This is a genomic window from Enterobacter sp. E12 (assembly GCF_014596715.2).
In the GTDB taxonomy this organism is placed as follows: Bacteria; Pseudomonadota; Gammaproteobacteria; order Enterobacterales; family Enterobacteriaceae; genus Enterobacter; species Enterobacter bugandensis.
Window position 1 is genome coordinate 3486595 of record NZ_CP115601.1, and the last position, 19722, is coordinate 3506316.

Sequence of the window (19722 nt, forward strand, 5' to 3'; positions counted from 1 at the left end):
CTGTCACAAAAAAGACTTTCGCTTTTTGTATCCCTGTCACAATCCGCAAAAGCCTGATGAATGGGATTTTCTTCATGCGGTAACACGGCTACACTCGCAGGGCAGCAGAGATGAACGATATGCCGGTTCATCGGTCAAATTAGCACCTCCAACATACAGGACAGTGGTTATGTTCAGGCAGTTGAGAAAAACACTGGTTGCAACACTGATTGCCGCAGTGACGGTCGGTCAGGTGTTGCCCGCTTTCGCTGACTCGTCCGATTCATTGCCGGACATGGGCACCACGGCAGGAAGCACGCTCTCTATCGGGCAAGAGATGCAGATGGGTGATTACTATGTGCGCCAGCTGCGCGGCAGCGCCCCGCTGATCAACGACCCTTTGCTGGTGCAGTACATTAACGGGCTGGGGATGCGCCTGGTGGCGCACGCCGACTCGGTAAAAACGCCCTTCCACTTCTATTTGATTAATAACGACGAAATCAACGCCTTCGCCTTCTTCGGCGGAAACGTGGTGCTGCATTCGGCGTTATTCCGTTACTCAGACAACGAAAGCCAGCTGGCTTCGGTAATGGCGCACGAAATTTCGCACGTTACCCAGCGCCACCTCGCGCGTGCAATGGAAGACCAGAAACGTAACGCCCCGCTCACCTGGGTGGGCGCACTGGGCTCTATTCTGCTGGCAATGGCCAGCCCGCAGGCCGGGATGGCGGCCCTGACCGGTACGCTTGCGGGAACGCGTCAGGGGATGATCAGCTTCACCCAGCAAAACGAGCAGGAAGCTGACCGCATCGGCATTCAGGTTTTACAGCGCTCCGGCTTTGACCCGCAGGCCATGCCGAGCTTCCTGGAAAAACTGCTCGACCAGGCACGGTATTCTTCCCGTCCGCCGGAAATTTTGCTCACCCACCCGCTGCCGGAAAGCCGTCTCTCGGATGCACGCAACCGTGCCAACCAGATGCGCCCGGTGGTCGTGCAGTCTTCGCAGGACTTCTACATGGCGAAAGTAAGAACGCTCGGCATGTACAACTCCGGACGTAACCAGCTCACCAGCGATCTGCTGGATACCCTGGCGAAAGGCAACGTGCGGGAAAAAAATGCCGCGCAGTATGGTCAGGCGCTACAGGCGATGGAAGCCAGTAAATACGACGAGGCGCGTAAAGCGCTGCAGCCGCTGCTGGCAGCCGACCCGAACAATCCGTGGTATCTCGATCTCTCGACGGATATCGATCTGGGGCAGAAGAAAGCCACTGATGCGATTAACCGCCTGAAAGGGGCGAAAGACATACGGACCAACCCGGTGCTGCAGCTTAACCTGGCGAACGCTTATTTGCAGGGCGGTCAGCCTGCGCAGGCCGTGACCATTCTGAACCGCTACACGTTTAACAATAAAGACGACCAGAACGGCTGGGAGCTGCTCGCTCAGGCGCAGGGGCAACTGGGTAACCGCGATCAGGAACTGGCGGCGCGTGCTGAAGGGCTGGCGCTGGCGGGCCGTCTCGATCAGGCTATTTCCCTGCTTAGCAGCGCCAGCTCGCAGGTGAAGCTCGGCAGCCTGCAGCAGGCCCGCTACGACGCGCGTATCGACCAGCTGCGCGGCCTGCAACAACGCTTTAAGCCGTACGAGAAGATGTAATAAAGGAGAAGTCATGACAGACGCGGTAAAAATTTACCATAACCCTCGCTGCTCCAAGAGCCGCGACACCCTCAGCCTGCTGAAATCTAACGGCATCGACCCGGAAGTGGTGCTGTATCTGGAGACGCCGCCGGACGCGCAGACGATCCGCGAGCTGCTGCACATGCTGGGGATGGGCAGCGCGCGCGAACTGATGCGTCAGAAAGAGGATCTGTATAAATCGCTTAATCTGGATGACAACCGCCTCACCGAGGCTGAACTGGTACAGGCGATGGTCGACAATCCAAAGCTGATTGAGCGCCCGATTGTGGTGGCGAACGGCAAGGCGCGCATTGGCCGTCCGCCGGAAGATGTGCTCGACATCCTCTAGTCCTTACGCCGCAGCGCTTCCAGAAACGCCTGCGGCGTACTCTCTCCCAGCTTTTTCTGCGTTTTGCCCCGGTTATAAAACTCGCACAGCGCGATCAACACCTCTCCCGCCGGTTCATCATTCACGCGAGGAATAACATCGCCTAATGGCACCGCTACCTGAAGCGCGTTGTGTTTTTGGGGATGCGTTTTTACAGCCACATCTTTTGCAGCCTCTGTCAGCTCAAAACCAAAAGTCTCAATAGATTGTATATCAGCCGGACAGTCATCAAGCAGCGCCCGCGTCCAGGTATTGAGCAACTGGGGCGACAGTCCCGCATAGAGCCGGGCATAACACCAGCCGCTCACTGGTTCGCGCGCCCAGAGCAGGTGTTGTTCACCCCCATCGTCCATGTGCAGGGATAAAGGCAGATGATGGAGCATCAGCGTATGCGGCCGCATGCCAGCCTTCAGCGCTTTTATTCCCTGCAACGGCCCCCCTTTTAGCTTCGCGGAGGCCGGTTTGAGATAGCGATTCAGCGTTGCCCTTGAAACGCGGATCCCCAGCACGTCGTTAACCATCTGCAGCAGTTCATCTAACGGCGCCCCTGAGATGTCGCGCAGCGCATTCACTAGCGCCACCTGCTCCTGTCTCAACGCTTTGTGTATCACTTTTGGCGTGGTGTGGTTATCCGAAACCTGGTCGCGGTTGCGCCAGCGCCTGACGGTCGTGACCGAGATCCCCAGCTCAACGGCAAGCTCTCTGTCGCTTTTATCTGACTGTTGCAGATAGCGGCGGATACGCGGCGTGGTGGTCGCATTGGCATGCAGTTTAATTTCCATCGCAACAATTCCGTTAACTAATCATATGAGATTTATATAACACAGGCGATTGCTTTGTGACCGATTTCACCTTTCGCTCGCCGCGCTTCACTGATAATCCACAGACATAACATAAACAACACCCCTCAATCTTGTACGGAGTTCACAATGAACAATGTTCTGGGATTTCTTGAAGCAAAACTGATGCCCCTGGCGGCGAAAACGGCCCAGCAGCGTCATCTCGGGGCCATTCGCGGTGCCTACGTGTCATTCATGCCGTTTATTATCGTCGGCTCCATTCTGCTGGTTATCTCCTCCTTTCCTAACCAGGCCTATCAGCAGTTTATGTCTCAGGCCTTTGGCGAGAACTGGAGCGCGATTATTGAAATTCCATTCAACGCGGTGTTCTCCACCATGTCGCTGTTCATCAGCTTCCTGGTCGCCTTCCGCCTGGCGGAACACTACGGCGAGGACCGCATCTCCTGCGGCATTCTGGCGCTGGTCGCGTTTCTGATCCTGACGCCGTTTATTAAGGTGGCGGAAAACGGCGGGATTACCGTGATGCCGGTGGAGTGGATTGGCAGCAAAGGATTGTTCGTGGCGATGATCGGCTCGCTGCTCTGGACGGAGCTGTTCTGTTGGCTGAAGCGCAAAAATCTGGTCATTAAAATGCCGGACGGCGTGCCTCCTGCGGTGCAGGAGTCGTTCGCGGCGCTGATCCCCGCCCTGCTGGTGATGATTCTGGTGCTGGGTATCCGCATCGTCTTCGAAAACACTCACTACAACACCATCCACCAGTTTATTTATGAAGTGGTTGCTACCCCGGTGCGCCACTACGGCACCTCCTATTTCGGTGCGCTGATGACCGTCTTCAGCATCACCATTCTCTGGTCAGTGGGCATTAACTCCGGCTCGATGATTAACGGCATCATTCGTCCGCTGTGGATGGAAAACCAGACCGACAACATCGCCGCGATCCAGGCGGGGACGACGCCGCCGCACATTATCACGGAACAGTTTTTTGACATGATCTGGATGGGCGGCGCGGGTGCTACGCTGTCGCTGGTGATTGCGATGCTGATTTTCGCCCGCAGTAAAAACATGCGCGAAGTGGCGCGCCTCGGCGCCGGGGCGTCAGTGTTTAACATCAACGAGCCGATTCTGTTTGGCCTGCCGGTGATCATGAACCCGATCATGCTTATTCCGTTCAACCTGGTGCCGCTGGTGCTGGTCACCGTGCAGTATGCGGCGATGAAGATTGGCGCGGTCGCCGTCACCACCGGGGTGTTTATCCCCTGGACGCTGCCGCCGGTGATCAGCGGTTTTATCGTCACCGGACACCTGAGCGGCAGCGTGATGCAGCTGATCAACCTGCTGATTGGCGCCATGCTGTACCTGCCTTTCATGCGTATCGTGGACAAACAGTACCGCGCGGCGGAAATTGCCACCGTTACGCAAACCGACACCACCCTTGCAAAACAGGAGTAAAGCATGTGGGGAATTATCGCAACCTGGCGAATGGCGCTTGAAGGGGTAACGGAATCTGCGTCTGCCCTGGCGGCGGGAAAACCGGTCGCTACGGCGGTGGTTGATGCCGTCGCCGCCGTCGAAGACTTTCCGTTTTATAAATCCGTCGGCTACGGCGGGCTGCCGACCGAAAACGGCGAAGTCGAGCTGGATGCGGCATTCATGGACGGCGACACGCTGGCGTTCGGTGCCGTGGGGAACCTGGTGGATATCGCCAACCCGGTGCGCGTGGCGCACGCGCTCAGCCGCCAGCGCTACAACAGCCTGCTGGTCGGCCAGGGCGCGCGTGAATGGGCGCTAAGTCAGGGCTTTGCCGACAAAAGCATGCTCACCGAACGGGCTATGCAGCACTACCGCAAACGCTGCCGCGAGACGCTGGATAAAGGCTTAAGCCCGTACGACGGACACGACACCGTCGGCGTTATCGGCCTCGATAAGCAGGGCTCAATGAGCGTTGCCACCTCCACCAGCGGCCTGTTTATGAAAAAACGCGGCCGCATTGGGGATTCGCCGATTATCGGCTCCGGCTTTTACTGCGACAGCGAAACCGGCGCGGCCACCGCTACGGGCGTCGGTGAAGATCTGATGAAAGGCTGCACGAGCTACGAAATCGTTCGTCGCATGGCGCAGGGTATGACGCCGCAACAGGCGGCAGATTCCGTGGTGTTCGAGCTGGAAGACAAGCTGATGTCGCGCTTCGGTCGCGTGGGCGATCTCTCCGTGGTGTGCATGAACAACAGGGGCGAATTTGGCGCCGCCACTAACATCAAAACCTTCTCGTTTGTGGTGGCGACGGCCCGTCAGCCCCTCACCGTTTTTCGTACCGAGCGCCAGCGGGAGAAAACGCACTATCACACCGTGGACGAAGAGTGGATGCAGGCCTACGCCGCGCGGATCCGCGCACCGATTGAGGAGTCATGATGATCGCGTATCAGTTTATCACCGCGCTTTCTGACGCGAAGCCACGAAGCCATTTAATCGCCCGCGTCTCCTGTGCGCAGTTGCCGCAAACCGCGCTTGTTGCGGAAATGCGTGACTCTGACGGCATCGCGGACGCCTGCTTTGGCTGCGCGCCCTTTGCGCGCATCACCCTGCTGCCGGATGCGCTCTGGCATGACGCGCTCACTGAAGGCCTGCTTGCCGCCCTGCGACCGCTGTTTGCCACTCCCGTCAGCGCAGATATCGTGCTGGACGCAACAAATATCGACGACGTCGTGCTGGCGCAGGTGCTGCGTTTTCTCTTTAATCAGGCGCACAGGCTGAGCGATTTACAGCTGAAAAAAACCAGTGAGTGCGTTCGTATTAAGCACATCACCGCCCTCTGCCTGCCGGAACAGCAGGCAAAGCTGGAAACAATTTTCCGCCAGCAGCAGGCCATCGCTCACGGCATGGTCGCAGCGCGTCGCCTGGCGGATATACCGTCCGATCGCTGTACGCCGCAGTTTATGGTCGAAGAGGCGCAAAAACTGTGTGCCGCCTACCCTGCCCTGCACTGCGAGGTGCTGAACGAAAAGGCTATTGTTGAGCAGGGTCTTGGGCTGCTGAACGCCGTCGGCAAAGGGGCGACCTGCCCGCCACGTCTGCTGGCTATTCATTACGACGGCGTATCTGACGGCCCGGTGCGCTGCTACGTAGGTAAAGGCATTACCTTCGATACCGGCGGCCTGTGGCTGAAGGAAGGCGCAGGCATGTACACCATGAAATACGACATGTGCGGTGCGGCCAACGTGCTGGGGCTGATGCTGACCGTAGCAGAGCTGGCGCTGCCCGTACGCATCATGGGCGTGCTGGCGCTGGCGGAAAACGCCATCGGCCCGGACGCCATGCAGCCCGGCTCGGTAGCAACGGCCTGCAACGGCATGACGGTTGAAATCAACAACACCGATGCCGAAGGCCGACTGGTGCTGGCGGATGCCATCGCCTGGGCCAGCCAGCGCAATCCGCAGGCGCGCTATATCATTGATATGGCGACCTTAACCGGTGCGGTGGTGAAAGCGCTGGGGTATGAGTTGAGTGGATTAATGACGCAGGACGAGCCGCTGCGCGCCGCGCTGACGCAGGCGGGAAAACGGAGCGGTGACGAAGTGTGGTCCCTGCCGCTGGATGCGCGGCTGAAAAAGCAGACCGACAGCGCGATTGCCGATCTGTGCAACACCCCGACAAACAACGCGGCAATCAGCGCGTCGGCGGCGTGGCTGCTGCACCATTTTTGCCCGCAGACGATCCCGTGGGCGCATCTGGACATCAGCGGCACGGCGCTGTGGCGCGAGAACGGCAGGAGCGTGGCGTCGGGAAGGCCGATTCCGCTGCTGGTGGAGCACTTGCTGGGGGATCTTTAGCCCGGTGGCGCTGCGCTTACCGGGCCTACGGGCGCCATATGTAGGCCGGGTAAGGCGCAGCCGCCACCCGGCATAACTACAGCTTAAGAATATCTTTCACAAACGGAATGGTCAGCTTGCGCTGGGCGGTAATGGAGGCGCGATCGAGCTGATCGAGCGTATCAAACAGGGTGCGCATCTCGCGGTCCAGACGCTTGAGCAGGAAACGGCCCACGTCTTCCGGCAGCTCAAAGCCGCGCTGCTTTGCTCGCAGCTGTAACGCCTGCAGCTTATCTTCATCTGACAGCGGCTGGAGCTTGTAGATTTGTCCCCAGTCCAGACGAGACGCCAGATCCGGCAGCCCAAGATTAAGCTGGCGCGGCGGACGATCGCCGGTGATCAGCAGCCGGGTTTTGCCCGACTCCAGAATGCGGTTGTAGAGGTTAAAGATCGCCATTTCCCACGGCTCGTCCCCCGCCACGCATTCGATATTATCGATGCAGACCAGCGAGAGATGTTCCATGCCCTCAAGCACTTCAGGCACAAACCAGGTACGTTTATCCAGCGGCACGTAGCCGACCGCATCGCCGCGCGCCGAAAGCTCGGCACAGGCCGCATGCAGCAGGTGACTGCGCCCCGCGCCTTCGCGTGACCAGATATAGATGTATCCGCTGTGATCCTGACGCAGCACGTTTTGCAGTGCAGCCAGTAAAGAGGGGTTATCACCCGGCCAGAAACTCGCAAAAGTTTCGTCGTCAGGGAGATAGAGTGGCAGAGAGAGCTGTGCCGGTCCGTTCAGAAATACCTCAACCAGAGATCTTACATAAAATCGGCGATGAGTTTAACACGGAACCCGCCAGGAGAGAACCGGGCGATCCTTCGCCCAGTTAAAGGATCAGTGTGGGGCTTTTTCGCTTTCGTCAGCGTCCAGCACCACCTCTTCCGGGCGGATCACCGAGATCAGCTTGAAAATCAGGCTCAGGCCCACGCCCACGATGGTCGCCAGCGCCATGCCCTTCAGCTCGGCCGCACCGATGTGCACCTTCGCGCCGCTCACGCCGATGATCAGGATAACGGAGGTCAGGATCAGGTTTTGCGCCTTGCTGTAATCCACTTTGGATTCAATCAGCACGCGAATACCGGAGGCACCGATCACCCCGTACAGCAGCAGGGAAACGCCGCCCATTACCGGGACCGGGATAATCTGGATCGCCGCCGCCAGTTTACCCACGCAGGAGAGCAGAATGGCGATGATCGCCGCGCCGCCGATAACCCAGGTACTGTAGACGCGGGTAATCGCCATCACGCCGATGTTTTCACCGTAGGTGGTGTTTGGCGTGGAGCCGAAGAAACCGGAGATGATGGTGGAGAAACCATTGGCAAACATGGAGCGGTGCAGACCCGGGTCGCGGATCAGGTCGCGCTTCACGATGTTCGCCGTCACCACCAGGTGGCCAACGTGCTCCGCAATTACCACCAGCGCGGCAGGCAGAATGGTGAAAATGGCGAACCATTCAAAGCGTGGGGTGTAGAAAGTTGGCAGCGCGAACCAGTGCGCCTCGGCAATCGGGGTGGTATCCACAACGCCCATGACGAAGGAGAGCGCGTAGCCCGCCAGCACGCCAATCAGGATCGGGATAATCGCCATAAAACCGCGGAACAGCACGGAGCCAAATACCGTCACGCCCAGCGTCACCAGTGAGATGATAATGGTTTTGGAGTCCGGTGACTGGCCGTCCGCAGGCAGCAGGCCGGCCATATTCGCCGCCACGCCCGCCAGCTCCAGGCCGATAACGGCAACGATGGCGCCCATCGCCGCAGGCGGGAACATCACGTCCAGCCAGCCGGTACCGGCTTTCTTCACGATGAAGGAGACCAGGCAGAACAGCACGCCGCACATGATAAAGCCGCCCAGCGCCACTTCATACCCCAGCGGCAGCAGCAATAACACCGGCGAGATAAAAGCAAAGCTCGACCCCAGATACGCCGGGATTTTGCCTTTACAGATAAAGAGGTACAGCAGCGTCCCGATGCCGTTGAACAGCAGCACGGTAGCCGGGTTAATGTGAAACAGGATTGGCACCAGCACGGTTGCGCCAAACATAGCGAACAGGTGCTGCAAACTAAGCGGGATCGTCTGTAAAAGCGGCGGTCTTTCACTCACCCCGATAGCACGGCGCGTCATAGTGTTTTCCTCTGAGTAGTATCGTTGTTGGTGTTTTATTCAAAAAAAAGCCGACTATCAAAGTCGGCTTATTTATCGTTATTCGATTATTTCGTACCAAAGATCTTATCGCCGGCATCGCCGAGCCCCGGGATGATGTACCCGTGCTCGTTCAGCCCCTGGTCGATAGAGGCGGTGTACAGCTCAACGTCCGGGTGCGCTTTTTCCAGCGCCGCGATCCCTTCCGGAGCAGCAACCAGAACCAGCACCTTAATGGTGCTGCAGCCCGCTTTTTTCAGCAGATCGATGGTGGCGATCATTGAACCGCCGGTCGCCAGCATTGGGTCAACCACCAGCGCCATACGCTCGTCGATGTTAGAGACCAGCTTCTGGAAGTAAGGGACCGGCTCAAGCGTCTCTTCGTTACGGTAGATACCGACCACGCTGATGCGCGCGCTCGGTACGTGCTCCAGCACGCCTTCCATCATGCCAAGACCGGCACGCAGGATAGGCACCACGGTAATTTTCTTACCTTTGATCTGCTCAACCTGCACCGGGCCGTTCCAGCCTTCGATGGTCACTTTTTCCGTTTCCAGATCGGAGGTTGCTTCGTAGGTCAGCAGGCTGCCCACTTCAGAAGCCAGTTCGCGAAAACGCTTCGTGCTGATGTCATGCTCACGCATCAGGCCCAACTTGTGTTTAACGAGTGGGTGTTTCACTTCCACAATCTTCATTCTCTTTCTCCTCTGAGGTGGCATCCGCAAAAAAATCGCGGGATTATACCGCTTTTTACGGATTGCGCCATACCCAACTTGCTTGACGTACATCAATCAAAAACAAAAAAACCGGAGGCTGGGCTCCGGCTTGGGTGCGGGGTCTTGCCCGGTGGCGCTGCGCTTACGCGGGCCTACGTGTATTGTAGGTCGGGTAAGCGTTAGCGCCACCCGACAATTAGAGGTTATCGCCGTTGCTCGCAATCACCTGCTTATACCAGTCGAACGATTTCTTCTTGCTGCGGTTCAGGGTGCCGTTACCTTCGTTATCTTTATCGACAAAGATAAAGCCGTAGCGTTTTTTCATTTCGCCCGTTCCGGCAGACACCAGGTCGATACAGCCCCACGGGGTATAGCCCATCAGATCCACGCCGTCTTCCACCACTGCTTTTTTCATCTCGCGGATGTGTGCGGAAAGGTAATCGATGCGGTACTGGTCATTCACCGTGCCGTCGCTCTCCTGCACGTCGATCGCGCCAAAGCCGTTCTCAACGATAAACAGAGGCAGCTGATAGTGATCCCAGAACCAGTTCAGGGAGTAGCGCAGCCCGACCGGATCAATCTGCCAGCCCCAGTCGGATTTCTGCACGTACGGGTTGGAGACCAGGCTCTTGCTTTCGTCGTAGTCCAGCGCCGGGTTATCTGCCGTCGCTTTGGTGGCGAAAGACATGTAGTAGCTGAACCCGATGTAATCCACGCAACCCTGTTTCAGCGCGGCTTTATCTTCTTCGGTGATATCCAGCGCGAAGCCGCGACGCTCGAAGTAGTTGAGCAGATGCTGCGGATATTTGCCGCGCACGTGAACGTCGGTAAACCAGTAGCGACGGTGCATGGCGTTCATCGCCATCATCATGTCGTCCGGCGCACAGGTCAGCGGGTAGATGGGGCACATGGCAATCATGCAGCCGATCTGCAGCGACGGGTTAATCTCGCGCCCCGCCTTCACCGCCAGGGCGCTGGCCACCAGCTCGTAGTGCGCCGCCTGGAACATCACCGGCTCGCGGTCTTCACCCGGCGCGTACTTCAGCCCGGAGTTGGTAAATGGCGCAAAGTCTTCGTGGAAGTTGGCCTGGTTGTTGATCTCGTTAAAAGTCATCCAGTACTTCACCTTGTGCTGGTAACGCTCAAAAACGACCTTTGCAAAACGCACGAAGAAGTCGATCAGCTTACGGTTGCGCCAGCCGCCGTATTCCGTCACCAGGTGAAACGGCATCTCAAAGTGGGAAAGCGTGATAACAGGTTCGATGCCGTACTTCAGGCATTCGTCGAACAGATCGTCATAGAATTTGAGGCCCGCCTCGTTCGGCTCCAGCTCGTCGCCTTTCGGGAAGATACGCGTCCAGGCGATAGAGGTACGGAAGCATTTGAACCCCATCTCGGCAAAGAGTTTGATGTCTTCTTTATAACGGTGGTAGAAATCGATAGCCTCATGGTTAGGGTAGTTTTTCCCCTCCAGCACGCCGTTGGTGATTTCACGCGGCACGCCGTGGGCGCCCGCGGTCATGACGTCGGCAACGCTTACGCCCTTACCGCCCTCTTTCCAGCCGCCCTCAAGCTGGTGAGCTGCAACGGCCCCACCCCACAGAAAATCTGCTTTGAATCCTGACATTCGCTTTCCCTCATTCTGCGTTATTTTCTGCAAAAACAATTACAGAAACCGGTTTCAGTTCGATGATGTGCAAAGGGGATATTCGTTGCAAGCAGATCGCCGAAACCGGTTTCATTTTCGTGAACGGAGTCAAGTTTGGCTGCATTTGCGGGCTATACAGAAAAAAAGATCCCCACGTCCAGAATAGGCTCGCAAACGTTTGCCTGGACTGTTAGAATTGCGCCGATTTTTCTTACTAGCTATGCAATCGCGTGGGGATTTAAGCCGTGACCAACAAAACTTCTCTCAGCTACAAAGATGCCGGTGTTGATATTGACGCAGGTAATGCGCTGGTTGACCGAATCAAAGGTGTGGTGAAGAAAACCCGCCGCCCGGAAGTGATGGGTGGTCTGGGTGGATTCGGCGCACTGTGCGCGCTGCCGCAAAAATATCGTGAACCTGTTCTGGTCTCGGGTACTGACGGCGTAGGCACCAAGCTGCGCCTGGCGATGGATTTAAAACGTCACGACACGATCGGTATCGATCTGGTTGCGATGTGTGTGAACGACCTGGTGGTTCAGGGCGCAGAGCCGCTGTTCTTCCTCGATTACTACGCGACCGGCAAACTGGATGTGGATACCGCAGCCAGCGTCATTAACGGTATCGCCGAAGGCTGTCTGCAGTCCGGCTGTGCGCTGGTGGGCGGTGAAACCGCTGAAATGCCGGGCATGTACCACGGCGAAGATTATGACGTCGCGGGCTTCTGCGTCGGCGTAGTAGAAAAATCAGAAATTATCGACGGCAGCAAAGTGGCCGATGGCGATGTGCTGATCGCGCTGGCCTCCAGCGGCCCGCACTCTAACGGCTACTCTCTGGTGCGTAAAATCCTCGAAGTAAGCGGCTGCGATCCGCTGACCACCGAGCTGGACGGCAAACCGCTGGCTGACCACCTGCTGGCCCCAACCCGCATCTATGTGAAAAACGTACTGGAGCTTATCGAGAACGTTGACGTTCACGCTATTGCTCACCTGACCGGCGGCGGCTTCTGGGAAAACATCCCGCGCGTGCTGCCTGACAACACCCAGGCGGTGATCGACGAATCCTCATGGCAGTGGCCAGCCGTCTTTAACTGGCTGCAGAATGCAGGCAACGTGAGCTCTCACGAAATGTACCGTACCTTTAACTGCGGCGTGGGCATGGTTATCGCCCTGCCGGCAAGCGAAGCGGATAAAGCGGTTAAGCTGCTGACCGAGAAAGGTGAAAACGCGTGGAAAATCGGTACGATTAAAGCCTCCGATTCCGAACAGCGTGTGGTCATTGAATGAAAAACATCGTGGTGCTCATTTCCGGTAACGGAAGCAATTTGCAGGCCATCATAGACGCCTGCAAGCAGAAGAAAATCAATGGCACCATTCGGGCAGTTTTCAGCAACAAGGCCGATGCGTTCGGCCTTGAGCGCGCGCGGGAAGCGAACATTCCCGCTCACGCGCTGGAAGCCAGCCAGTTCGCCGGACGTGAAGCCTTTGACCGCGAGCTGGTGCAGGAGATTGACGCCTACGCGCCCGACCTCGTGGTGCTGGCGGGCTATATGCGCATTCTGAGCCCGGCCTTCGTCGAACACTACGCCGGTCGACTGCTGAATATTCACCCTTCCCTGTTGCCAAAATATCCCGGCCTGCATACCCATCGTCAGGTGCTGGAAAACGGTGACGAGGAGCACGGTACCTCAGTCCATTTCGTGACCGACGAGCTGGACGGTGGCCCGGTGATCCTGCAGGCGAAAGTCCCGGTCTTTGACGGCGACAACGAAGACGACGTGACCGAACGCGTGCAGACGCAGGAGCACGCCATTTACCCGCTGGTGGTAAGCTGGTTTGTCGACGGGCGTCTGGAGATGCGCGACGGCGCAGCCTGGCTGGACGGCGAGAAGTTGCCCCCGCAGGGTTATGCGGCCGAAGAGTAGTTTGCTATGTCGGGTGGCGCTTCGCTTACCCGATATTCCCTCCCCCAACCCGCTAAATTCCCCAACAAAAAAATAACTGTCATACTTTTCTGGCACTGTTGGACATATCGTGGAAATGCTCGCCATAATAAGGACGAGACGGATTTACCACGTCCTGTGATTGAACTGGAGTGTGAGCTGTAATGGGTCAGGAAAAGTTATATATCGAGAAAGAGCTAAGCTGGTTAGCATTTAACGAACGTGTACTCCAGGAAGCGGCAGACAAAAGTAACCCGCTGATCGAACGCATGCGTTTTTTAGGCATTTATTCCAACAACCTGGATGAGTTCTACAAGGTTCGCTTTGCCGAGCTGAAAAGACGCATCATCATCAGCGAAGAACAGGGCTTAAACTCGCACTCGCGGCATCTGCTGGGCAAAATCCAGTCCCGCGTGCTGAAAGCCGATCAGGAATTTGACGGCCTGTATAACGAACTGCTGCTGGAGATGGCGCGCAATCAAATCTTCCTGATTAACGAACGTCAGCTTTCCGTTAACCAACAAAACTGGCTGCGCCACTACTTTAAACAGTACCTGCGCCAGCACATTACCCCGATTCTCATCAACCGCGAAACCGATCTGGTGCAGTTCCTGAAGGATGACTACACCTACCTGGCGGTGGAAATTATTCGCGGTGAATCCATCCGTTATGCCCTGCTGGAGATCCCGTCCGACAAGGTGCCGCGCTTTGTAAACCTGCCGCCGGAAACCCCGCGCAGACGCAAGCCGATGATCCTGCTGGATAACATCCTGCGCTACTGTCTGGACGACATTTTCAAAGGCTTCTTCGATTACGATGCGTTAAACGCCTACTCGATGAAGATGACCCGTGACGCCGAATATGACCTGGTGCACGAGATGGAGGCCAGCCTGATGGAGCTGATGTCCTCCAGCCTGAAACAGCGCCTGACGGCTGAGCCGGTGCGCTTTGTCTATCAGCGCGACATGCCGGACGCCATGGTGGAGATGCTGCGCGAGAAGCTGACCATTTCGCGCTATGACTCCATCGTGCCGGGTGGCCGTTACCACAACTTTAAAGACTTCATTGGCTTCCCGAACGTTGGCAAAGCCAATCTGGTGAACAAACCGCTGCCGCGCCTGCGTCATATCTGGTTCGATAAATTCCGCAACGGATTCGACGCCATCCGCGAGCGCGACGTGCTGCTCTACTACCCGTACCACACCTTTGAACACGTGCTGGAGCTGCTGCGTCAGGCCTCGTTCGATCCGAACGTGCTGGCGATCAAAATCAACATCTACCGCGTGGCAAAAGATTCCCGCATCATCGATGCGATGATCCACGCGGCACACAACGGCAAAAAAGTCACCGTGGTGGTTGAGCTGCAGGCGCGCTTCGACGAAGAGGCGAACATTCACTGGGCGCGCCGCCTGACGGAAGCGGGCGTGCACGTGATCTTCTCCGCGCCGGGTCTGAAAATTCACGCCAAGCTGTTCCTGATCTCGCGTAAAGAGGGTGATGACGTGGTGCGCTATGCCCACATCGGCACCGGGAACTTTAACGAAAAAACCGCACGGATTTATACCGACTACTCGCTCTTAACCGCTGACGCCCGCATTACCAACGAAGTGCGCCGGGTGTTTAACTTCATCGAAAACCCGTACCGCCCGGTCAGCTTCGACTATCTGCTGGTCTCACCGCAGAACTCGCGCCGTCTGCTGTACGATATGATCGATAAAGAGATTGCCAATGCCCAGAATGGGCTGTCGTCCGGCATCACGCTGAAGCTTAACAACCTGGTCGATAAAGGGCTGGTGGACAGGCTGTACGCGGCGTCCAGCTCCGGCGTGCCGGTTAACCTGCTGATCCGCGGCATGTGCTCGCTTATTCCGGAACTGGAAGGCATCAGCGACAATATTCGCGTTATCAGCATCGTTGACCGCTACCTGGAGCACGATCGGGTCTATATTTTCGATAATGCGGGCGATAAACAGGTTTATCTCTCTTCGGCAGACTGGATGACGCGCAATATTGACTATCGAATTGAAGTCGCGACGCCGCTGCTGGATCCGCGTCTGAAACAGCGTATCCTCGACATTATCGAGATCCTGTTCAGCGATACGGTGAAGGCGCGCTATATCGACAAAGAACTCAGTAACCGCTACGTACCGCGCGGCAACCGCCGTAAAGTGCGGTCACAGCTGGCGATTTACGACTATATCAAATCACTCGAGCAACCCGATTAACCTATGCCGATAAATGATAAGACCCCACGCCCGCAGGAATACGCCGCGGTCGATCTTGGCTCTAACAGTTTTCACATGGTCATCGCCCGTGAGGTGGATGGCGCGCTGCAGATCATCGGTCGTCTGAAGCAGCGCGTACACCTGGCGGATGGGCTTGATGAGCGCAGCATGCTCAGCGAAGAGGCGATGGAGCGCGGTTTAAACTGCCTGTCGCTGTTTGCCGAACGCCTGCAGGGCTTCTCGCCCTCCAGCGTTTGCATCGTGGGCACCCACACGCTGCGCCAGGCGCTGAACGCGCCGGAGTTCCTCAAGCGGGCCGAAAAAGTGATCCCCTACCCGATTGAGATCATCTCCGGTAACGAGGAGGCGCGTCTGATTTTCATGGGCGTTGAACATACCCAGCCGGAAAAAGGGCGCAAGCTGGTGATCGACATCGGCGGTGGTTCTACTGAGCTGGTGATCGGCGAAGACTTTGAGCCGCGCCTGGTGGAGAGCCGTCGCATGGGCTGCGTCAGCTTCGCGCAGATGTACTTCCCCGGCGGCACCATTACCCGTGAAAACTTCCAGCGGGCGAAAATGGCTGCGATCCAGAAGCTGGAGAATCTGGCCTGGCAGTACCGCATTCAGGGCTGGAACGTGGCGCTGGGCGCGTCGGGCACCATCAAGGCGGCGCATGAAGTGCTGCTGGCGATGGGTGAAAAAGACGGTTTTATTACGCCTGAACGCCTGACCCTGCTGACCGAAGAGGTGCTGAAGCATAAAAGTTTTGACGCCCTAAGCCTGCCGGGGCTTTCCGACGAGCGTAAGGCAGTCTTCGTGCCGGGCCTGGCTATTCTCTGCGGCGTGTTTGACGCCCTGGCGATTAAAGAGCTGCGCCTTTCCGACGGCGCGCTGCGTGAGGGGGTGCTGTATGAGATGGAGGGCCGCTTCCGCCATCAGGACATTCGCAGCCGCACCGCACAGAGTCTGGCCAACCAGTACAACATCGACCGCGAGCAGGCGAAGCGCGTGCTGGAAACCACGGTGCAGATGTACGAGCAGTGGCAGGAGCAGAACCCCAAGCTGGCGCACCCGCAGCTTGCCGCGCTGCTGAAATGGGCCGCGATGCTGCACGAGGTGGGGCTGAACATCAACCACAGCGGGATGCACCGCCATTCAGCGTATATTCTGCAAAACAGCGATCTGCCCGGCTTCAACCAGGAGCAGCAAACCATGATGGCGACCCTGGTGCGCTATCACCGTAAAGCCATCAAGCTCGACGATCTGCCGCGCTTCACGCTGTTTAAGAAAAAGCAGTTCCTGCCGCTTATTCAGCTGCTGCGCCTGGGCGTGCTGCTGAACAATCAGCGTCAGGCCACCACCACACCGCCGACGCTGAAGCTGAAAACCGACGATCACCACTGGACGCTGAGCTTCCCGCACGACTGGTTCAGCCAGAACGCGCTGGTCCTGCTGGACCTGGAAAAAGAGCAGCAGTACTGGGAAGCGGTCACCGGCTGGATGCTCAAAATCGAGGAAGATAGCGCCGACGTCGCCGCGTAACGGCTCAGGCGTCCGCCGTGGACGCCTCTGCTTCCAGCAGTGACTCAAGCGGTGCCGGTCTGCCAATCAGATAGCCCTGCACATAATCAATGCCTAGCGCGTGCACCGCGCTACGTATCTCTTCGGTCTCGACATATTCCGCCACCACCAGCATCTTCTTCATGCGCGCCAGATGACAGATAGAGGCCACAATCTGGTAATCCAGACTGTTGTTGACGATATTGCGGATGAAATCGCCGTCGATTTTGAGAATGTCCGCATCCACGCTTTTCAGCCGCGCATAGCTCGCATAGCCGGTACCAAAATCATCGATAGCAATGCGTACCCCCATTTTCTGCAGCTGCCGCAGGATGTGGAGCCCCTGCTCCGCGTTGCAGAAGGTGCTGCACTCCGTCACTTCAAAGATCAGCTGCCACGGCTCAATGGCATATTTCGCCAGCAGGCGACTCACCTCAAGCGGGAACTGCACCCGACACACCGTTGAAGGGGCCAGATTAATGGCAAAGCGCTGGCCGGGCAGCCGTTCGCGATGCGCGGCGAGGAAGCGCAGCGTATGCTCCAGCACCCACAAATCCACCCGCGAAGAGAGGCCAAACTCCTGGGCTATCGGCAGGAATTGTTCAGGGGAGATCAACAGCCCGTTTGCATCAGTCATCCGCAGCAAGACCTCATGATACCTATCGCCACGCAGGCCGCGTACGGGCTGAACGAGCAGCGTGAATGCGTTGTTATCCAGCGCACGCTGCAGGCGACTCATCACGGCGACTTTATCCTTCAGGCTGCGCTGCAGATGGACGGCGCCGCGCTGCTGAAGATTTTCCGGGTGGTTAGAGGAGAGCGACAGATCGGCCACCACCCCCAGCTCACCCAGCACCAGATAGAGGTGGTTAACCGGCGAACGCACATAGCAGTAGCTCACCCCCACCTGCGGCTGCAGCGGCATGCCGTCCCAGACAAAGCGGAACTGCTTGATGTGCTCGTCCAGGGTTTCAATCCGCTGCTGGTGCGATTCGGCGTTAAGGCGAACCGCAATGTCACAGCCCGTCAGGTGATAGACCTGCTCATTGGGCTGGAGCGTGCCGTTAACCCATTGCGCCAGCTGCTGTTTGTACTGAATGCGCAATAACACGCCATAGTTACGGCCCAGAATTTCAAGCTCCGGAACGCGGAGTAAACAGAGCGCCGACCACGGGTTTTTTGCCAGATCTCGCGAAAGCGCCCGCAGGTTAGGCATATGCAGAACCGGGTCGAGCAGCGCCAGCCTGCGGGAGCGTTTGTTCACCGCCCGCTGCCGGGTCGCCAGCATCGACATGTAAATCACCACAAACGAGAAGACCAGATAGCTGGAAGAGGTGATTGCCAGCTGAATGTCGTACCCCTGGTTCACGGGGATATAGCGGTAAAAATAGTGAATAGACACCAGCAGTATCGGGATCCAGATAAGCGAAATCAGCTTATAGCCAAAGCGCATCGCCCCCCAGAGCATCACCGGCATCAGCAGCGACAGGGTGTAGTTAGTGGTGAAAATCGAACTGTTTTCATTCATCGGCAGCAGCAGGAGCGAAAGCAGCCCGGCAAGCGCAATGGCCCAAATCAGAAACTCAGCGCGCGTCACCTTTTTGTCTATCTGGGTACGGATCTGCGAGATGAGGCTTTTGAGATAGCGCGGATGACGAATCAGGCGGATCAGCAGATAACTTAACGGCACGCCCGTCAGACCGCTGACCAGCAAGGCCTGATAGTTGATCAGCGTGCGAATGTTGAGGGGGTTAAGCCCTGCCAGGCTCTGGCGACTCTCATACACGCCCAGATACACCGCAAACTGGAACAACAGCAGAAACAGCGTCGCGGGGCAGAAGGCCTGCCAGAAGATGCGCTGCGCCATCAGCCGTACGTCGCCGTACGCCGTCATATTGCGTCTGGGCGCAAACACCCGGTAGCCGCCCCAGCTAAGCACTATAGGGACAATAAAATGGAGCACGCCGGCGACGGTTTCAAACATCCCGACCGACGGGTAATAGCGGATAAACAGCGACAACACGATCCCGGGAAGGGCTTCCAGACCAAAAAACATCATCAGCGAAAGCAAAAACGAGAGCGGTAAATAATAAAGTGCCGCTATCCCGTCGCCCAGGTGCGTGAACGTATTCGCCACGCTCAGTACGGGAAGTAAAACCACCGGTAAAATAAGCGGCAATACCCACCAGCGGTGTTTATTCTTTTTCAGGAAAGCAAAAATGTTCATAGATGCCCGGTTAACCCCCTTTTTCTCCAGAAGGAAAATAATGACAGGCATCCAACCTGACCTGGCGCCGCCCGGCGACGTGCGGGGCGAACGGTATGGAGGAGGGATTTTAAATATCAGGGCCGGGAATCCGTTGACATAAATCAAACTATTTTACGCAAATAAGCTTTGCGCAGCGTTTTTTTGAAATAATTTTCTTCATATTATCAATATGGTAAATGCAAATATTAATTTCAATAACAATAATTAATGTAAACGTTGACGGTTATTTACACATGACGGAATTGACCCTCTCTTTCCGCTGTGCCTTAATATCCCCGTCGCCCAGAAGGGCATGCCCAGGAAAAAGAAGAGTGAGTCAGGCCACGCGTATGCGCAAACGACACCGTTTTAACACCCGGATGACCCGCATTATACTGCTCATCAGCTTTCTGTTTTTCTTTGGCCGCTTCGTTTACTCTTCCATCGGCGCCTGGTATCACCATCAGGACAAAATCCAGTCGCAGCAAACGGGTCTGGTGGTCGACGCCCCCGTGCGCTAGCCACAACATCGGGC

16 protein-coding genes are annotated in these 19722 nt (G+C 57.0%); 10 read left to right on the forward strand and 6 right to left on the reverse strand.

Features of this window, described 5'->3' with window-relative positions:
* Window positions 1–169 precede the first annotated feature (169 nt).
* Together bepA and arsC are read left to right on the forward strand one after the other, a co-directional pair.
* Window positions 170–1633, forward strand: a complete 1464-nt coding sequence (bepA, locus tag IB212_RS16690) for a beta-barrel assembly-enhancing protease (RefSeq protein WP_041908772.1) — start codon at window positions 170–172, stop codon at window positions 1631–1633.
* A gap of 13 nt (window positions 1634–1646) precedes the next feature.
* Window positions 1647–2003 (forward strand): arsenate reductase (glutaredoxin), encoded by a 357-nt coding sequence (arsC, locus tag IB212_RS16695; RefSeq protein ID WP_041908769.1) that lies wholly within the window; start codon window positions 1647–1649, stop codon window positions 2001–2003.
* Here the strand turns inward: arsC and IB212_RS16700 are convergent.
* Entirely contained in the window at window positions 2000–2824 is an 825-nt protein-coding gene (locus tag IB212_RS16700; RefSeq protein WP_041908768.1) for a homeodomain-like domain protein, read from the reverse strand. The genes arsC and IB212_RS16700 overlap by 4 nt on opposite strands.
* 147 nt (window positions 2825–2971) lie before the next feature.
* Between IB212_RS16700 and celB the strand changes: the two genes are divergently transcribed.
* The 3 genes from celB to IB212_RS16715 are packed head-to-tail and all read left to right on the forward strand — an operon-like array spanning window position 2972 to window position 6669.
* The gene (gene celB / locus IB212_RS16705; RefSeq protein ID WP_041908767.1) at window positions 2972–4291 is read left to right on the forward strand and encodes a PTS cellobiose transporter subunit IIC; all 1320 of its coding nucleotides are present in this window, start codon (window positions 2972–2974) and stop codon (window positions 4289–4291) included.
* Window positions 4292–4294: 3 nt separating this feature from the next.
* The gene (locus tag IB212_RS16710; protein ID WP_041908766.1) at window positions 4295–5251 is read left to right on the forward strand and encodes a N(4)-(beta-N-acetylglucosaminyl)-L-asparaginase; all 957 of its coding nucleotides are present in this window, start codon (window positions 4295–4297) and stop codon (window positions 5249–5251) included.
* Window positions 5251–6669, forward strand: a complete 1419-nt coding sequence (locus tag IB212_RS16715) for a M17 family metallopeptidase (RefSeq protein WP_041908764.1) — start codon at window positions 5251–5253, stop codon at window positions 6667–6669. Before IB212_RS16710 ends, IB212_RS16715 begins: the two co-directional genes overlap by 1 nt.
* Before the next feature lie 76 nt (window positions 6670–6745).
* On the opposite strand, the gene IB212_RS16720 is transcribed toward IB212_RS16715, so the two are convergent.
* The 4 genes from IB212_RS16720 to IB212_RS16735 form a co-directional block, all read right to left on the reverse strand.
* Window positions 6746–7447 (reverse strand): DnaA inactivator Hda, encoded by a 702-nt coding sequence (locus tag IB212_RS16720; RefSeq protein WP_211438414.1) that lies wholly within the window; start codon window positions 7445–7447, stop codon window positions 6746–6748.
* 96 nt (window positions 7448–7543) lie between these two features.
* Window positions 7544–8833, reverse strand: coding sequence for a uracil permease (uraA, locus tag IB212_RS16725; protein ID WP_017692944.1), 1290 nt, complete (start codon window positions 8831–8833; stop codon window positions 7544–7546).
* Window positions 8834–8919: 86 nt separating this feature from the next.
* Window positions 8920–9546 carry a uracil phosphoribosyltransferase gene (gene upp / locus IB212_RS16730; protein WP_041908762.1) on the reverse strand — a complete coding sequence of 209 codons (627 nt, stop codon included), beginning with the start codon at window positions 9544–9546 and terminating at the stop codon, window positions 8920–8922.
* Window positions 9547–9763: 217 nt separating this feature from the next.
* Window positions 9764–11194: a 6-phospho-beta-glucosidase gene (locus IB212_RS16735; protein WP_041908761.1), complete on the reverse strand. Its 1431-nt coding sequence runs from the start codon at window positions 11192–11194 to the stop codon at window positions 9764–9766.
* 266 nt (window positions 11195–11460) lie between these two features.
* Here IB212_RS16735 and purM point away from each other — a divergent pair, with 266 nt between their 5' ends.
* From purM to ppx, 4 genes are all read left to right on the forward strand, one after another.
* Window positions 11461–12498, forward strand: a complete 1038-nt coding sequence (gene purM / locus IB212_RS16740) for a phosphoribosylformylglycinamidine cyclo-ligase (protein WP_041908759.1) — start codon at window positions 11461–11463, stop codon at window positions 12496–12498.
* Window positions 12495–13136, forward strand: a complete 642-nt coding sequence (purN, locus tag IB212_RS16745) for a phosphoribosylglycinamide formyltransferase (RefSeq protein ID WP_041908757.1) — start codon at window positions 12495–12497, stop codon at window positions 13134–13136. Before purM ends, purN begins: the two co-directional genes overlap by 4 nt.
* Before the next feature lie 182 nt (window positions 13137–13318).
* The gene (ppk1, locus tag IB212_RS16750) at window positions 13319–15379 is read left to right on the forward strand and encodes a polyphosphate kinase 1 (protein ID WP_041908755.1); all 2061 of its coding nucleotides are present in this window, start codon (window positions 13319–13321) and stop codon (window positions 15377–15379) included.
* A 3-nt stretch (window positions 15380–15382) separates the two neighbouring features.
* The gene (ppx, locus tag IB212_RS16755) at window positions 15383–16921 is read left to right on the forward strand and encodes an exopolyphosphatase (RefSeq protein WP_028014034.1); all 1539 of its coding nucleotides are present in this window, start codon (window positions 15383–15385) and stop codon (window positions 16919–16921) included.
* A 4-nt stretch (window positions 16922–16925) separates the two neighbouring features.
* Here ppx and IB212_RS16760 read toward each other — a convergent pair whose 3' ends face one another.
* Entirely contained in the window at window positions 16926–19166 is a 2241-nt protein-coding gene (locus IB212_RS16760; protein ID WP_041908753.1) for an EAL domain-containing protein, read from the reverse strand.
* Window positions 19167–19537: 371 nt separating this feature from the next.
* Between IB212_RS16760 and IB212_RS16765 the strand changes: the two genes are divergently transcribed.
* Window positions 19538–19708, forward strand: coding sequence for a YfgG family protein (locus tag IB212_RS16765; RefSeq protein WP_041911983.1), 171 nt, complete (start codon window positions 19538–19540; stop codon window positions 19706–19708).
* The last annotated feature ends 14 nt before the right edge of the window (window positions 19709–19722 follow it).

Bases quoted from the DNA above. Each gene is read 5' to 3' on its own strand.
- purN (WP_041908757.1), top strand. From the start codon at position 12,495: ATGAAAAACATCGTGGTGCTCATTTCCGGTAACGGAAGCAATTTGCAG.
- arsC (WP_041908769.1), top strand. From the start codon at position 1,647: ATGACAGACGCGGTAAAAATTTACCATAACCCTCGCTGCTCCAAGAGC.
- bepA (WP_041908772.1), top strand. From the start codon at position 170: ATGTTCAGGCAGTTGAGAAAAACACTGGTTGCAACACTGATTGCCGCA.
- uraA (WP_017692944.1), bottom strand. From the start codon at position 8,833: ATGACGCGCCGTGCTATCGGGGTGAGTGAAAGACCGCCGCTTTTACAG.
- ppk1 (WP_041908755.1), top strand. From the start codon at position 13,319: ATGGGTCAGGAAAAGTTATATATCGAGAAAGAGCTAAGCTGGTTAGCA.
- IB212_RS16760 (WP_041908753.1), bottom strand. From the start codon at position 19,166: ATGAACATTTTTGCTTTCCTGAAAAAGAATAAACACCGCTGGTGGGTA.
- IB212_RS16710 (WP_041908766.1), top strand. From the start codon at position 4,295: ATGTGGGGAATTATCGCAACCTGGCGAATGGCGCTTGAAGGGGTAACG.
- celB (WP_041908767.1), top strand. From the start codon at position 2,972: ATGAACAATGTTCTGGGATTTCTTGAAGCAAAACTGATGCCCCTGGCG.
- ppx (WP_028014034.1), top strand. From the start codon at position 15,383: ATGCCGATAAATGATAAGACCCCACGCCCGCAGGAATACGCCGCGGTC.
- IB212_RS16715 (WP_041908764.1), top strand. From the start codon at position 5,251: ATGATCGCGTATCAGTTTATCACCGCGCTTTCTGACGCGAAGCCACGA.
- IB212_RS16765 (WP_041911983.1), top strand. From the start codon at position 19,538: ATGCGCAAACGACACCGTTTTAACACCCGGATGACCCGCATTATACTG.
- IB212_RS16735 (WP_041908761.1), bottom strand. From the start codon at position 11,194: ATGTCAGGATTCAAAGCAGATTTTCTGTGGGGTGGGGCCGTTGCAGCT.
- IB212_RS16700 (WP_041908768.1), bottom strand. From the start codon at position 2,824: ATGGAAATTAAACTGCATGCCAATGCGACCACCACGCCGCGTATCCGC.
- upp (WP_041908762.1), bottom strand. From the start codon at position 9,546: ATGAAGATTGTGGAAGTGAAACACCCACTCGTTAAACACAAGTTGGGC.